The organism is Pseudomonas sp. NPDC089734 (assembly GCF_044748865.1).
In the GTDB taxonomy this organism is placed as follows: Bacteria; Pseudomonadota; Gammaproteobacteria; order Pseudomonadales; family Pseudomonadaceae; genus Aquipseudomonas.
On the sequence record NZ_JBIVGV010000023.1, the window covers coordinates 1 to 13918 of the forward strand.

12 protein-coding genes are annotated in these 13918 nt (G+C 58.0%); 10 read left to right on the plus strand and 2 right to left on the minus strand.

The features are described 5' to 3' along the window. The first annotated feature begins 274 nt into the window (after window positions 1-274). Together rhtA and ACIPY9_RS22230 are read left to right on the plus strand one after the other, a co-directional pair. Window positions 275-1159 (plus strand): threonine/homoserine exporter RhtA, encoded by an 885-nt coding sequence (gene rhtA / locus ACIPY9_RS22225; protein ID WP_400706599.1) that lies wholly within the window; start codon window positions 275-277, stop codon window positions 1157-1159. Between the two features lie 194 nt (window positions 1160-1353). Continuing rightward, window positions 1354-1668 (plus strand): hypothetical protein, encoded by a 315-nt coding sequence (locus tag ACIPY9_RS22230; RefSeq protein ID WP_400706602.1) that lies wholly within the window; start codon window positions 1354-1356, stop codon window positions 1666-1668. A 23-nt stretch (window positions 1669-1691) separates the two neighbouring features. On the opposite strand, the gene ACIPY9_RS22235 is transcribed toward ACIPY9_RS22230, so the two are convergent. Both ACIPY9_RS22235 and ACIPY9_RS22240 read right to left on the minus strand, forming a co-directional pair. Then, window positions 1692-3500, minus strand: coding sequence for an aminopeptidase P family protein (locus ACIPY9_RS22235; RefSeq protein WP_400706605.1), 1809 nt, complete (start codon window positions 3498-3500; stop codon window positions 1692-1694). 59 nt (window positions 3501-3559) lie between these two features. Further along, the gene (locus ACIPY9_RS22240) at window positions 3560-4738 is read right to left on the minus strand and encodes a cysteine desulfurase family protein (RefSeq protein ID WP_400706608.1); all 1179 of its coding nucleotides are present in this window, start codon (window positions 4736-4738) and stop codon (window positions 3560-3562) included. 758 nt (window positions 4739-5496) lie between these two features. Here ACIPY9_RS22240 and ACIPY9_RS22245 point away from each other — a divergent pair. From ACIPY9_RS22245 to rfaH, 8 genes are read left to right on the plus strand one after another with little or no spacing between them, the layout of a single operon-like run. Beyond that, window positions 5497-6282, plus strand: coding sequence for a hypothetical protein (locus ACIPY9_RS22245; RefSeq protein WP_400706611.1), 786 nt, complete (start codon window positions 5497-5499; stop codon window positions 6280-6282). A 49-nt stretch (window positions 6283-6331) separates the two neighbouring features. Then, window positions 6332-7453 carry a DegT/DnrJ/EryC1/StrS family aminotransferase gene (locus tag ACIPY9_RS22250; protein ID WP_400706614.1) on the plus strand — a complete coding sequence of 374 codons (1122 nt, stop codon included), beginning with the start codon at window positions 6332-6334 and terminating at the stop codon, window positions 7451-7453. Between the two features lie 5 nt (window positions 7454-7458). Continuing rightward, window positions 7459-8973 carry a lipopolysaccharide biosynthesis protein gene (locus ACIPY9_RS22255; RefSeq protein WP_400706617.1) on the plus strand — a complete coding sequence of 505 codons (1515 nt, stop codon included), beginning with the start codon at window positions 7459-7461 and terminating at the stop codon, window positions 8971-8973. Window positions 8974-8976: 3 nt separating this feature from the next. Beyond that, window positions 8977-9909, plus strand: coding sequence for a glycosyltransferase family 2 protein (locus ACIPY9_RS22260; RefSeq protein ID WP_400706620.1), 933 nt, complete (start codon window positions 8977-8979; stop codon window positions 9907-9909). Continuing rightward, window positions 9899-10351, plus strand: a complete 453-nt coding sequence (locus ACIPY9_RS22265) for a low molecular weight protein-tyrosine-phosphatase (RefSeq protein WP_400706623.1) — start codon at window positions 9899-9901, stop codon at window positions 10349-10351. The genes ACIPY9_RS22260 and ACIPY9_RS22265 overlap by 11 nt, the downstream gene beginning before the upstream one ends. Beyond that, window positions 10352-12568 carry a polysaccharide biosynthesis tyrosine autokinase gene (locus tag ACIPY9_RS22270; protein ID WP_400706626.1) on the plus strand — a complete coding sequence of 739 codons (2217 nt, stop codon included), beginning with the start codon at window positions 10352-10354 and terminating at the stop codon, window positions 12566-12568. A 43-nt stretch (window positions 12569-12611) separates the two neighbouring features. Then, entirely contained in the window at window positions 12612-13400 is a 789-nt protein-coding gene (locus ACIPY9_RS22275; protein ID WP_400706629.1) for a WbqC family protein, read from the plus strand. 4 nt (window positions 13401-13404) lie between these two features. After that, a complete protein-coding gene (rfaH, locus tag ACIPY9_RS22280; RefSeq protein WP_400706632.1) occupies window positions 13405-13905 on the plus strand; it encodes a transcription/translation regulatory transformer protein RfaH in 501 nt (166 codons plus the stop codon). The last annotated feature ends 13 nt before the right edge of the window (window positions 13906-13918 follow it).

Genomic DNA, 13918 nt, shown 5'->3' on the forward strand with positions numbered 1-13918 from the left:
CGCGACCGAAGCTCTTCTGCGAAGCCTGTCGTCAAAAACACTTATAAATCATTGATTTACAAGGCTTTTTCAGATCCGTCTGCGCCAGAAGTGGGCGCGAATTATAGAGACATTAAATCGCCCGTCAACACTTAATTTACCTTAAGGCGAAAAGACACGCCGAATACCTCTTATCTATAAGAAAAAGGACTTGAATGCGCAATATATTGCTCAGACCATGTTTATTAAGCATGATATCGCACCCTGCCTTGATGATTCTGGACGCACAACGAAAATGACCGACAAACCTCGCCTCGCCTCCATCATCTTTCCTTTGGGACTGCTGATGATTGCGATGGCTTCCATTCAAAGCGGTGCTTCGCTGGCCAAGAGTCTTTTCCCTGCCGTGGGTGCTCAGGGCACGACAACGCTCAGGCTTGTATTCGCCAGCCTGATTCTTCTGGTGATTCTGCGGCCCTGGCGAGCACGCCTCACTGCCAGATCGTTACGGACAGTCGTCATTTATGGCATTGCCCTGGGCGGGATGAACTTTCTCTTCTATATGTCCCTGCAAAGCATTCCACTGGGCATTGCCGTGGCCCTGGAATTTACCGGCCCATTGGCCGTTGCCCTGCTCTCTTCTCGCAAACCCGTCGATTTTCTATGGGTAGTGCTGGCCGTCATCGGCCTGATCCTGCTCATACCGGCAGGCCAGTCGAATGCCAGCCTTGATGTGACCGGGGTCGCCTATGCATTGGGTGCCGGAGCCTGCTGGGCTCTTTATATTCTGTTCGGTCAGAAAGCCGGAGCAGACAATGGCATCCAGACCGCAGCACTGGGCGTCATCATTGCGGCCATATTCATCGCCCCGATCGGCGTGGTGCATGCCGGTTCGGCCCTGCTCGATGCCTCACTCATCCCCGCCGCTCTGGGTGTCGCCATTCTCTCGACAGCACTGCCTTATAGTCTGGAAATGGTCGCGCTGACCCGCATGCCTGCAAAAACGTTCGGCATGCTGGCAAGCCTTGAGCCGGTTTTCGCAGCGTTCTCGGGCATGCTCTTCCTTCACGAGCACCTGTCTCTGATGCAGTGGCTGGCCATTGCGGCCATCATTTCAGCATCCATCGGCGCAACACTGACATCAACGCCCGGCAATTCCCAACTGGTACCCGCCGATTGAGCCTATATAGAGGATGAACCCGCTTTTGTATGACGCAGCACTAGCATTTGTAACGCAGTTGAGCCATGTTACCTACCTGATTGATTCCCGTTCCGGAGATACAACGTCCCGGGCATCACTTTACGACGTCATTATGTAACTGCATCACTCAAGGCCAGCCACTGGCCTTGCATAATGGCCAGTTAAGGAAAGGCATGAAATACATCTGTATCGTACTGGCGCTACTCGCTGTAGCCGGGTGTGCGGCAACATCCAACCCCGTCAAGCAAGGAAAGCGTGGCATCCATATCAACTGCTCGGGGCTGTCTTCATCCTGGGAAAAATGCTACGAACTGGCGACCAACGCTTGTGAGTCCAGAACCTACAGGGTGATCGCCAAATCCGGAGATGCCGTGGAAGACCCGGGCGATTATCCCTTCGGACTCAATCCTGCCGGCTATACCAGTCGCAGCATGATCATTGTCTGCAAGAAAGGCTCCCCCATCAGCGAATCCGCGTCGAAGCCTTGAGGCTTCGACACTCGGAACAGCCATCAGACGGCTACCGTACGCTCCTGCAACCACTGAAGCGCCACACCGTCCAACAACGGACTCAGGCGCTTGTTGACCTGCGCATGGTAGTCATTAAGCCACTTGCGCTCATCTTCCCTCAGCAGTGAAACGTCCAGGCAGCGCGTGTCGATCGGGCACAAGGTGAGTGTCTCGAACCTGAGGAACTCACCAAACTCGGTCTTGCCCGCTTCCTGGTTGATGACCAGGTTCTCGATTCGCACACCCCAGCGGCCTGGCCGATACGTCCCCGGCTCGATGGAGGTGATCATCCCCGGCTGCATCGCCGTCTGCGGCGTCGCCGCCGCCTGATAGGCAATGACCTGCGGCCCTTCATGCACATTCAGGAAATAACCGACTCCATGGCCTGTGCCATGACCATAATTGACGCCCTCTTCCCATAAGGGAGCGCGGGCAATGGCATCCAGCAAGGGCGACAGGATGCCCTTTGGAAAGTGGGCACGCGACAAGGCAATCACACCCTTGAGCACGCGAGTACAGTCCTGCTTCTGTTCGGCACTCGGCGTTCCCACAGGAACCATGCGCGTAATGTCGGTCGTGCCTCCGAGGTATTGCCCGCCGGAATCGATCAGCAGCAGGCCATCGCCTTCGATCTGTGCATGCTCCGCTTCACTGGCGCGGTAATGCGGCATTGCACCGTTGCCATTGAAACCGGCAATGGTGGCGAAACTGGGGGAAATATAGCCAGGGCGTCGCTGACGAGCCTGAGTCAGTTTTTCATCAATGGTCAGCTCACTGACAGGGTAGCGACCCAGCGAGGCCTCCAGCCAGGCGAAAAACTCACACAACGCGGCGCCGTCCTGCTCCATGACATTCCGGATATGCCAGGCATCGGCGTCGGTTTTCTGGGATTTGAACAGGGTCGAGGGGTTCAACCCTTCGACCAGCGTCAGTTCGCTGTCCAGATAATCGAGCAAGCCGCAGGTAACACGCGCGGGATCGACCAGTAGCCGTGCATCCTTGGGTACTTCACGCAACGCAGCGCCGATCTGCGTGTACTCCAGCAGATTGATGGCATCGCGAGCCAGGCTGCGGCGCACCTCGTCCCCTACCTTGCCCGAATCCACGAAGAGCGTGACGCTCTGAGGCCCGATCAGCGCAAAAGAAATGAAGACCGGATTATAGGAAACATCGGTGCCACGCAAATTGAATAGCCAGGCGATGTCATCCAGGGTCGCGATGAAATGCCAGTCGGCCCCACGTTCCGCCATGGTCTGACGCACTCGGTTCAGCTTTTCGGAACGGGTAACCGTGGCGTGCGGCGGCAGATGCTCGAAGACCGGGTTGGCTGGCAAGGCAGGACGGTCATGCCAGAGTTCATTGAGCAGATCCATGTCCGTGCGCAGTCGCGCACCACGTGCATACAGTTTGCTTGCCAGGCTGCGCGAGGACGCCACGGCCAGTACGGCTCCATCCACTGCGACGACACTTTCCGCCTCGGCCTGATCAGCCAGCCACTCCAGAGGGCCTTGCTGGCCGGGAAGCAGTTTGACCAGTTCGATCCCCGTATCGGCCAGTTCCTTGGTGGCCTGCTCCCAGTAACGGCTATCGGCCCAGAGCCCCGCGAAATCCTGCGTAACGATCAGCGTGCCCACAGAGCCATGAAAGCCGGAAAGCCATTGACGCCCCTGCCAGTAGCCCGGGAGGTATTCAGAGAGGTGCGGATCCGCCGACGGCACCAGATAGGCATCGATCCGTTCCCGCTTCATCAAGGCGCGTGTCTGCGCCAAACGTTCTGCCACCTCGGCACTGGCTTTGGATTGCGTGCTCATTGACTCTCCCTGCTGACCCGAAAATTACAGTTATAGCGGGTCAGATAATGGAGCACCCATCAAGACTGAGCAACCGCCCAGAATGCAGGCTGTATCAATGAGGCCTGAATCAGCTCGGCAGCGCGGTCGATATCCTCTTCACGGGTGAAGCGTCCCAGGCTCAGGCGGATGGTCTGGCTCGCGGCCTGAGCGCTATGCCCCAGCGCCAGCAGTACGTGCGAAGGTGTGTTTTTGGCCGAGTTGCAGGCAGAGGTCGACGAGAACGCCAGGCCATGGCCCAGCGCCGCAATGTTCAGGTCGCCCTTGTCGAAGGTCAGGCTCAGGGTGTGTGCGATTCGCTGATCGGAGCTGCCATTGACCCGCAGTCCGGCGATACCGGCCAGACGCTCCCGCAATCGCCGATTCAGGCGTTCGATATGAGCGGTTTCCTCTTTGAAAGCCTCCCCCGCCAGCGCGAAGGCGGCCCCCATCCCGGCAATCTGATGAGTCGCCAGGGTTCCGGAGCGCAGACCGCATTCATGACCGCCCCCATGAATCTGGGCCAGTACACGCTGCTCGGCACGTGGGCCGACGTACAAGGCACCAATGCCTTTGGGACCATAGATCTTGTGGGCTGAAAACGACATCAGGTCCACGGCCAGATCGCCAAGGTCAATGGCGGCCTTGCCCGCACCCTGAGCCGCATCGACATGAAACAACGCTCCTTGCGCCCTGACTCGCCTGCCGATTTCGGCAATGTCGTTGACCGTTCCCAATTCGTTGTTGACCAGCATCAGCGACACCAGAAAGGTATCGTCGCGCAAGGCGGCACTGACCGCTTCAGGCGTGATCAGGCCATCGGCATCGGGCGCCAGAAAGGTCACCTCGAAACCGGCCGCTTGCAATTGCTGGGCAGTATCCAGAATGGCCTTGTGTTCGATCTGACTGGTGATGATATGCCCGCCGGTACGCCCCGACCGCAATGCGTGCTCCTGTGCGACACCCTTGAGGGCCAGATTGTTCGACTCGGTCGCACCGGACGTCCAGATAATCTGCCCGGCCTGAGCCCCTACAAGGTCTGCAACCTGCTTGCGAGCCTGCTCGACGGTCAGGCGCGCCTGCTGGCCATACGCATGGGAACTGGAAGCGGGATTACCAAAATTGCCCGATACCCCCAGACACTTGACCATCACCTGGATCACGCGCTCATCCACTGGCGTGGTCGCCGCATAATCGAAATACAGTACAGAATCTTGCATGAACAGCCCTCTGAATTGCCCAGCCCGGCCTGCCGAACTGCTGACATGATCAATACATCCGTGCGGCCCGATCCGCGCCAGATCACAGGAGCGATAATGCACGAAACCACATAGAACAAAAAGGAATCGATTATTATTTATTTATTCATTTAGGATATATACGGTTTTGCTGTACACCAGACTTCTGTCTAGCTACACCTCACGAGAGATGCAATCGGCAAGCCACATGCCACATGCCACATGCCCTTGATGCATGGATATCAAGCGTACCTCTCATACTTGCACGCCCCGGCATGAAAACAGGGCGTGTAAAACCGCCCAGAAAATGTCACCGCCCTCGCCTCTCGTTCATGCCGTTTTTTTGACTGCCTTTTAAATCAATCACTTGGTTTTTTCATGAAACAACTTATCAAAAACTTAACATAAACTTGACGAAATAATTTGACAGAATCGTGGACGCTACCAATATATAGAACTGTCAGACGCACCCTGAGCTGTCCGTAAATGCCACAGAGCAATACGCAGGGTGTGTTCACGTCCTGGCCGTTCCTGCTGTTGTCTTGTTGTCCACGATGTTAGTCGTTTCCATGGAGCCGTGTTCCCGCTCCAGTGGATGTCTGTTGACTCATGCGCCCTTTGAAATGACCGAATACGTTCGGTGTGGCGGTAGCATTGTCTGAAAAAATCAATCAACCCGGCAGTTTCACAAACAAGGCCAGCAGTCCGCTTTTGGTTCTTCTACCCAGAGGTGTCACTGAATGCCCACTCTTCCGGCGCTCGATGCACAGCACGTTAAAACCCTGGCCCACGATATGGACACCCAGGGTTTCACCCGACTCGATCATGTCTTGAGTGAAACCGAGCTGGAGCAATTACAGGCCTTTACGGACAGTCGGGCCTTGAAACACCCGGGCGAGTATTTCGCTTATCACGGTGAAAGCGCACTGAACGAAAGCCTGCTGGCCAGCCTGTGGTCAGACCCGGTCGTCAAGCAACTGCTGGAAAAGCTCTACCTTCACGCGGCCCGGCAACCCAGCCCCAGTCAGCAGATCTTCCCTGTATTGCGGTGCATACAAGGCTCTCGAGGCGTGCGCGAATCCAATTGTTTTCACTTCGACGCCAGTCTGGTCACGGCCTTGATCCCTATCTACATCCCGACCGAGGGTCAGGAATGCGGCGATCTGCTGCTTTTCCCCAACGCACGCAAACTGCGCAGCAATGTGGTGCGTAACGTCGTCGAGAAAGCACTGTTACAAAACCGCTTCAGCCGCTGGCTCACCTGTGTCGCGATCAATCAGGGCTGGCTCCATCCCAAGGTATTGAAGCTGGTACCGGGGCATATCTATCTGTTCTGGGGCTATCGCTCCCTGCACGCCAACCAGCCATGCAGCCCGGGTCTGAAGCGCGCCACAGCCATCCTCCATTTCGGCGACCCGCACAGCGGCAGCATGGCCACCCGCATGATTCTGGGCATCAATCAGCGACGGGCCGCCCGTGCCAGCGCCAAGAGCCGTATTGCACCTCCGGAAACCCCAGCACTTTGAATGCAATACCGGCCAGACCACCGACCCCGCGACAGACATGGAGGTTTCGATGATCAATGTAACCAAGACGTATCTGGGGAATATCGACAAGTTCAAGACGTATGTCGAAGGGATCTATGCACGAGGCTGGCTGACCAATCATGGCCCCCTGGCAGACGAACTGGAAAACCGGCTCAAGGACTACCTGGGTGTCAGGCATATCATCCTGACCAACAATGGCACCCTGGCCTTGCAGGTGGCCTATCGTGCCCTGGGCCTGAGCGGCAGCGCCGTGACCACCCCCTTCAGTTTTGTCGCGACCAGCAGCTCGCTGCAATGGGAAGGCATCCGGCCCATATTCGCCGACATCGATCCCCATACCTGGAACATCTCGGCACAGCACATCGAACGGTGCATTGCCGAAGATACGACAGCCATCGTGGGCACCCATGTCTTCGGTAACCCATGCGCCGTCGAGGCGATCGAGCAAATCGCACACAGGAACCGGCTCAAGGTGATCTATGACGGCGCCCATGCATTCGCCGTGCGTCATGCCGGCCAGTCAGTGCTCAACCGGGGCGATATCAGCACGTTGAGTTTCCATGCCACCAAGCTGTTTCACACCATCGAAGGCGGCGCAATCATTACCAACGATGACGAGCTGGCAAGGCGCGCATTCCTGCTGTGCAACTTCGGCATTGCCGACGTGGACAAGATCGACGGGATTGGCATCAATGCCAAACTCAATGAGTTTTCGGCCGCCATGGGGCTGTGCATTCTGGACAGCATCGAAGACATTCTCGAAGAGCGGGCCGAAATCGCCTTTCGCTACCGCTCACGCCTGGAAAGTTACCTGGACCTGCAACAACCCGAACCCGACAGCGTGCTGAACAACAGCTATTTCCCGGTGGGCCTGCAGGATGAACCGCAACTGCTCCGGGTCCGCAAGGCACTCAACGCGCGAGACATCAATCCGCGCCGGTATTTTTATCCATCGCTGGATACCCTTGAATACCTGCAGCCACAGCCAGGACAACCCGTATCACGAGCGTTGAGCGAGCGCGTCTTGTGCCTGCCGATCTATCCCGGTCTGTCGGCCGAGGATCAAGACAAAGTCATTGAGACCCTGATCGAAGAGTGCAGCCCGAGCCACATGAGCATGCCGGGCCCGGCCATCGCCCAGGCGTTGTAATGAGCATGTCCAGCAAGCGTTCCGTCATCCGCAATACGGCCTGGAATTACGCCGGGCAGGCTTATGTGCTGCTGGTGGGCATTCTGATCATGCCCTTCTACCTCGGCCACCTTGGCGCGGAAGCCTACGGGTTGATCGGCTTCTTTACCGTCATGCAAGCCTGGCTGCAATTGCTGGATGCCGGGTTGTCCCCGAGCCTGGTACGGGCCGTGGCTCATCAACGGGGAATCCCCGGCGGACAGAACGTTCAGGGAAGGACGCTGCGGGCGTTCGAGATCATGTTTCTGCCCCTGGCGCTCCTCAGTTGTATCGCAGTCCATGCCGCCAGCCCCTGGATTGCGGTGAAGTGGCTCAATGCACAAGCCTTGCCTGTCGAGACACTGATCAACTGCATCGGACTGATGGGGGTGATCATCGCCTTGCGCCTGTATTCGACCCTGTACAAAAGCGGTATCCAGGGACTCGAGCAGCACGCCTGGCTCAACGCGGCCAACATCATCATCGCCACGCTGCGCTATTTCGGCGGGTTGCTGCTGGTCAACAGCCTTTCTCAGGACCCACAGGTGTTCTTTGAATTCCAGGCCATTGTCGCCGCCATCGAGACCCTGCTGTTCGCCACCCGGGCGTGGCGTCAGATGCCCGTGACGCCCTGGTTCACAGGGATCGACTGGCAACTGGTCAAGCCGATCATCCCGTTCGCGGCCAGCATGTCGCTGAGCAACCTGCTGTGGATTGCACTGACACAACTGGACAAGGTATTGCTCTCGGAAAGACTGCCGCTGGATCAGTACGGCTATTTCTCGCTGGTGGCCTTGATCACCACCGGCATCATGATGCTGACCAACCCGCTGGTGCAGACACTATTGCCCCGGTTGACCGTTCTGATTGCCGAAGGCCGCCCTCAGGACATGCATGCCTTGTTTCTGGCGGCCAATCGTTTTGTCTGCACCTTCCTGTTTCCTCTGGCGGCCATTATCGCCCTGCATGCCGAGTCGTTGCTGTATGCCTGGACCGGTGACCACGCTGCCGCCCAGTGGGGGCGCACGATTCTGTGCTGGTATGCCCTGGGCAGCGCAATCATGGCGGCCAGCGCCTTTCAGTTCTACCTGCAATACGCCTACGGGCAGATGCGCCTGCATCTCTGGTACAGCGTCATTTCAGCCATCGTGACGGTACCGACCCTGTACCTGGCCATTCACTATCAGGGAGGCTACGGCGCCGCACTGGCCTGGTTCTTTCTTCGTGCCGTGTCCTTCGCCGTCTGGCCGATGTTCGTTCATCAGCGCCTGGCACCGGGCATTCACGGGCAATGGCTGCGTGACGTCGTGCGCATCAGTGCCATGACCGCCATCGGGCTGGCCTGCAGTGAGCCCGTGTTTCGCCTGATTGCCAGCCAAAGCCGTACAAGCCTGTTTCTCGCCCTGGCCGCCAGTGGCCTCATCACGCTGACACTGGTGGCGGCAAGCGACAAACCCTTGGCCACGAAGCTCTACATCTTGTTCAGCAAACCGAGTACATGAGCCATGGATGCCACTGCAAAAAAGACGAACACTGCCGACGCCCAACCGTTGCTGAGCATCGTCTGCCCTGCCTATAACCAGGAAGGCTTCATCACCCAGACGCTGGACGGTTTTCTGTCCCAGCAGACGAATTTCAGTTATGAAATCCTGATCCATGACGACGCCTCTACCGACGGCACCGCCCGCATCATTGCGCAATACACCGAACGCCACCCGACGATCATTCGCCCTTTCTATCAGGAAGAGAATCAGTACCGTCAGGGAAAGCCCTGCGTCCCCGAACTGTTCGCCAAGGCCCGTGGCCGCTATATCGCGTATTGCGAAGCCGACGATTACTGGACCGATCCTCGCAAGCTGCAATTGCAGGTGGATTTTCTCGAAAGCCATCCCGATTACGTCATCACTTATCACGATGCAATCGCATTCGATGAACACGGTCAGTACGGCGTCCAGCTCCAGGGCAAGCTGCGCGCCGACGCGACGGCCCTCGAACTGCAGAAAGCGCGCCGGATCTCCACCCTGACGGTCTGCTTTCGCAATGTGTTCTCCAGCATGCCACCCGAACTCAAGCCGCCGATTGCCCCCCTGAACGACCTGTGCTGGTGGTCCTTGCTGGGCGCATTCGGCAAGGGCAAGTTCATCGCCGAGATCAAGCCTGCCGCTTACCGGCTGCATCCCGGCGGGATCTTTTCCATGCGCAGCAACAAGCGAAAGATTCACATGAGCCTGCTGACCTGTTCGAGCCTGGCCAACTACTACAACCGGCTGGGCAACCAGCCGTTGTACGAGCACTTCCTGATGCAGGTGGTCAGCCTGTCGATCTCGGCTCTCGTGCCACGCAACAAGCTTCAGGCGCTGCTGATGGTGGCACGCAACGTCATCGTCAATCTGGGCAAGCGGCTGATGCCTGCAACCGGCAGGCACCATGTTCAGTAACGTGCTGGTGATCTGCGTCGGCAACATCTGCCGCAGCCCCATGGCCGAAGCCCTGTTGCGTCATCGGCTGGGCACTCCTGGGATGCTGATCCATTCGGCGGGCATCAATACGGTGCCGGGCTCCGCCATCGATCCCCTGGCCAAGAGCGTGTTGCAGGCCCATGAAGTTCCTGTGCGTCGACATGAGGCACGCCAGGTGAACCGGCAACTGCTGCGCCAGGCGCAGCTGATTCTGCTGATGGAGCGGGCACACCTGCTCAACATCCTGAAACTGGCCCCCGAAGTACGAGGCAAGACGTTTCTGATCGGCCGGTGGCAACACAAGCAGGAAGTGGCCGACCCCTATCGGAGTTCCAGGTCCGCCTTCGAGCAGGCCTATGAACACCTGTCACGGTGTGTCGACGACTGGCTTCCTTATCTTCAGTCAGGAGAAACAAGATAAATGACCGTCATGAACCGTTCTTCCCTGGATTACTACCAGGACACCCGGATCGATCTGGCAACTATCTTGCGCATGCTGTTCGATCACAAGGCCTTGATCTTCTGGATCGTGGGCCTTTTCTTCATGGTCGGGCTGGCCTACGCCATTCTGGCCACACCGGCCTATCAGGCCAATGCCATGATCCAGATCGAGCCCAGGAAAGTCGGCATCGAGGGCACACCCGAAGTCAACAACAAGCCCATGTCGGTTTCCCAGGCCATGACGGAAATCGAGTTGATCAAATCGAGGGCCTTGCTGGGCAAGGTCGTCGACGACCTGAAACTCAACCTGATCCAGAAACCCGATGTGCTTCCGGTCATCGGCCCTTACCTGTATCGCACGTTCAAACCCGAATACGAAGGTGCTCTGGCCGAGCCCATGTTCGGACTGGATCAGTACGCCTGGGGTGGCGAGAAGATCGAGGTCTTCCAGCTGGAAGTCCCCGAAGACCTGCTGGGCGAGAAACTGACCCTGGTGGCTGGCAAGTCCAACGCGTTTTCCCTCTATGACAAGGATCACAACCTGCTGCTCAGTGGCACCACCAACCGGATCGTCGAAGGTCATGGGGTCAAGATTCAGGTCGCGAATCTGCTGGCCCGCCCCGGCACCGAGTTCACGGTGTCCCGACTGCGGACCCTGAGCGCCGCCCTGATCTACCAGAAGCGCCTGAAGATCACCGAAGCCGGCAAGGACTCCGGGATCATTTACCTCTCCCTCGAGGACGAGGACCCGGAGCAGGCCAACCAGATCCTCAATGAAGTCAGCCGCCTCTATGTCAGACAGAATGTCGAGCGCAGCTCGGCCGAGGCCGCACAACGGCTGGAGTTCCTGCGCTCGCAGCTACCGATGGTGCGCAAACAGCTGGAAGAGTCGGAAGTGGCGCTGAACAACTTCCAGACCAGCGCCAAGTCGGTGGACCTGAGCATCGAAACCAAAGGTGTGCTCGACCAGGTCGTCAAACTCGACTCGATGCTGTCGGAACTCAAGCTCAAGCGTGTGGAACTCGAGCGCCTCTACACCCGTGAACACCCGACCTATCGCAGCCTGATGAACCAGATGGCCCAACTGGAGCAACAGAAACAGGGCCTGCTGAAGAAAATCGAAGCCTTGCCCCTCACTCAACAGGAATTGCTGCGGCTGAACCGGGACATGCAGGTCACCAGCCAGACCTACACCCTGATGCTCAACAAGAGTCAGGAGCAGGACATTCTGCGGGCCGGCAGCATCGGTAACGTGCGGGTGATCGACAACGCCGACACCAACGTTGAAAAACCCGTCAAGCCGATGAAAAAGCTGATCGTGCTCGTTGCCACACTGATGGGCGCACTGGTGGCCGTCATCATCATCTTCGTCCGCCAGGCCTTCTATCGAGGCGTGGAAAGTGCCGAACTCATCGAAAACATCGGCATGCCGGTCTATGCCTCGCTCCCCTACTCCCGGCAGCAGGAGCGCCTGGACAAGCACCTGCAAAGCCGCTCCGCCAGCAAGGACTCCAGGCTGCTGAGCGTCGCGGAGCCGACCGAACTGGCCATCGAGTCTCTGCGCAGCCTGCGCACCAGCCTGCATTTCGCCATGCTTGAAGCGCGCAATAACGTGCTGATGATCTCCAGCCCGTCTCCGGGTGCTGGCAAATCGTTTGTCTCCAGCAACCTGGCGGCCATCATTGCCCAGACCGGCAAGCGAGTGCTGTTGATCGATGCCGACATGCGCAAGGGCTATCTGCACAAGGTCCTGGGCCTGCACCCCAAGCACGGGCTGTCCGACACTCTGGCTGCACGCCTGCCCTGCACCGAAGTCATCAACCACACCCGGATTCGCCATCTGGACTTCATTTCATGCGGTTTCGCAGCCCCCAACCCCTCGGAGCTGCTGATGCATGACAACTTCAACAAGGTACTCACCGAGCTTTCGCCACTCTACGACCTGATCCTGATCGATACGCCCCCCATCCTGGCCGTGACCGACGCCACCCTGGTAGGACGTCAGGCAGGCACCTGCCTGCTGGTCGCCCGCTTCGGCCTGACCACGATCAAGGAAGTGGAAGCCTGCAAGCGCCGGCTTGGCCAGAACGGAATCCTGATCAAGGGCGCCATCTTCAATGCGGTGGTGCGCAAGGCCTCAAGCTCCGATTACGACTGCGTCGCCTATGGGTACAACTACAACCCGGTTCACAAATGAAGGGGCAAGCCACCCCACGTCTTCACACCAAAAGGAGCTAATCATGGCCAGGACCATAGCAATGATGCAGCCGTACCTGTTTCCCTACCTGGGTTACTTCCAACTCATCGCCGCCGCCGATGTCTTCGTCCTGGGCGACGATCTGCAATATATCCGGGCAGGCTGGATCAACCGGAACAGGATCCTGAGCAACGGCGAAGCCAGATTGCTGACCTTCCCGCTGAAAAAGGCCCACTTTGAACTGCCGATCATGCAGCGTCAGCTGGTCGACAACTTCAATGAAGAGGCCAGCCGCCTCGTCAACCTGATTGCACAGAGTTACCGCAAGGCACCGTTCTTCTCTCAGGTGATGCCCTTGATCGAACGCCTGATCCGTTTTCCGCAACAGAACCTTGCCCTGTATACCGAACATTCCATACGCGAGTTGTGCGCCTACCTGCAGATCATCACGCCGATCCTGCGCGGCTCCGACCTGAAACTGGTGTCCTGCGTGGACAAACAGGACCGGGTCATCAATATCTCGCACCTGTTCTCGGCCACGACCTTTCTGAACCCGATCGGCGGCATGGAGCTGTACGACCGTGATCATTTCGCCCGCAACGGCTTGCTGATCCGTTTTTTCAGGATGAATCAGGTGACCTACAAACAGGGGGCCCACCCCTTCGTGGCCAACCTGTCGATCATCGACGTGCTGATGTTCAACAGCCTGGAACGTATCCAGGAACTGCTGACGCACTACAACGCCGATGAAGGTCTGGCGGCGAACGATCCTTATATCCAGATGGGGGCCGAAACGGTATCGACCCTGTCCCCACAACTGGCCGTGGAGTGACATCATGCCCACTTCCCATAGTCCGACCCGCTGGTACCTGATACAGACCAAACCCCGACAGGAAGCGCGAGCCCAGGAACACCTGCAACGCCAGCACTTCGAGTGCTATCGGCCACTGGCCACCGAAAAGCGCACGAACAAGGGCGAAGAAGAGCTGTTCCCCGGCTACCTGTTCATCCGCATGAATCAGGTGCATGACAACTGGTACCCGATCCGCTCGACACGCGGTGTCGCACGCATCGTCACGTTCGGCGGGCACCCGATCCCTGTGCAGGACCATCTGATCGAACAGATCCGCCAGCGTCTGCTGGCCCCCAGACCCAAGGCGGTCTTCACGCAGGGCGAACATGTCCGGGTCACGGCTGGTGGTTTCTGCGACGTCGAGGCGATTTTCCTGACTGTCGACGGCAACGAGCGTGCGGTGATTCTGCTCAACCTGCTGCAACGCCAGCAGAAAGTCGTCCTGCCCCTCAGCAGCCTGTCGCCGATGCAGGCCAGAGCCTGAGCCGGATTGCTGC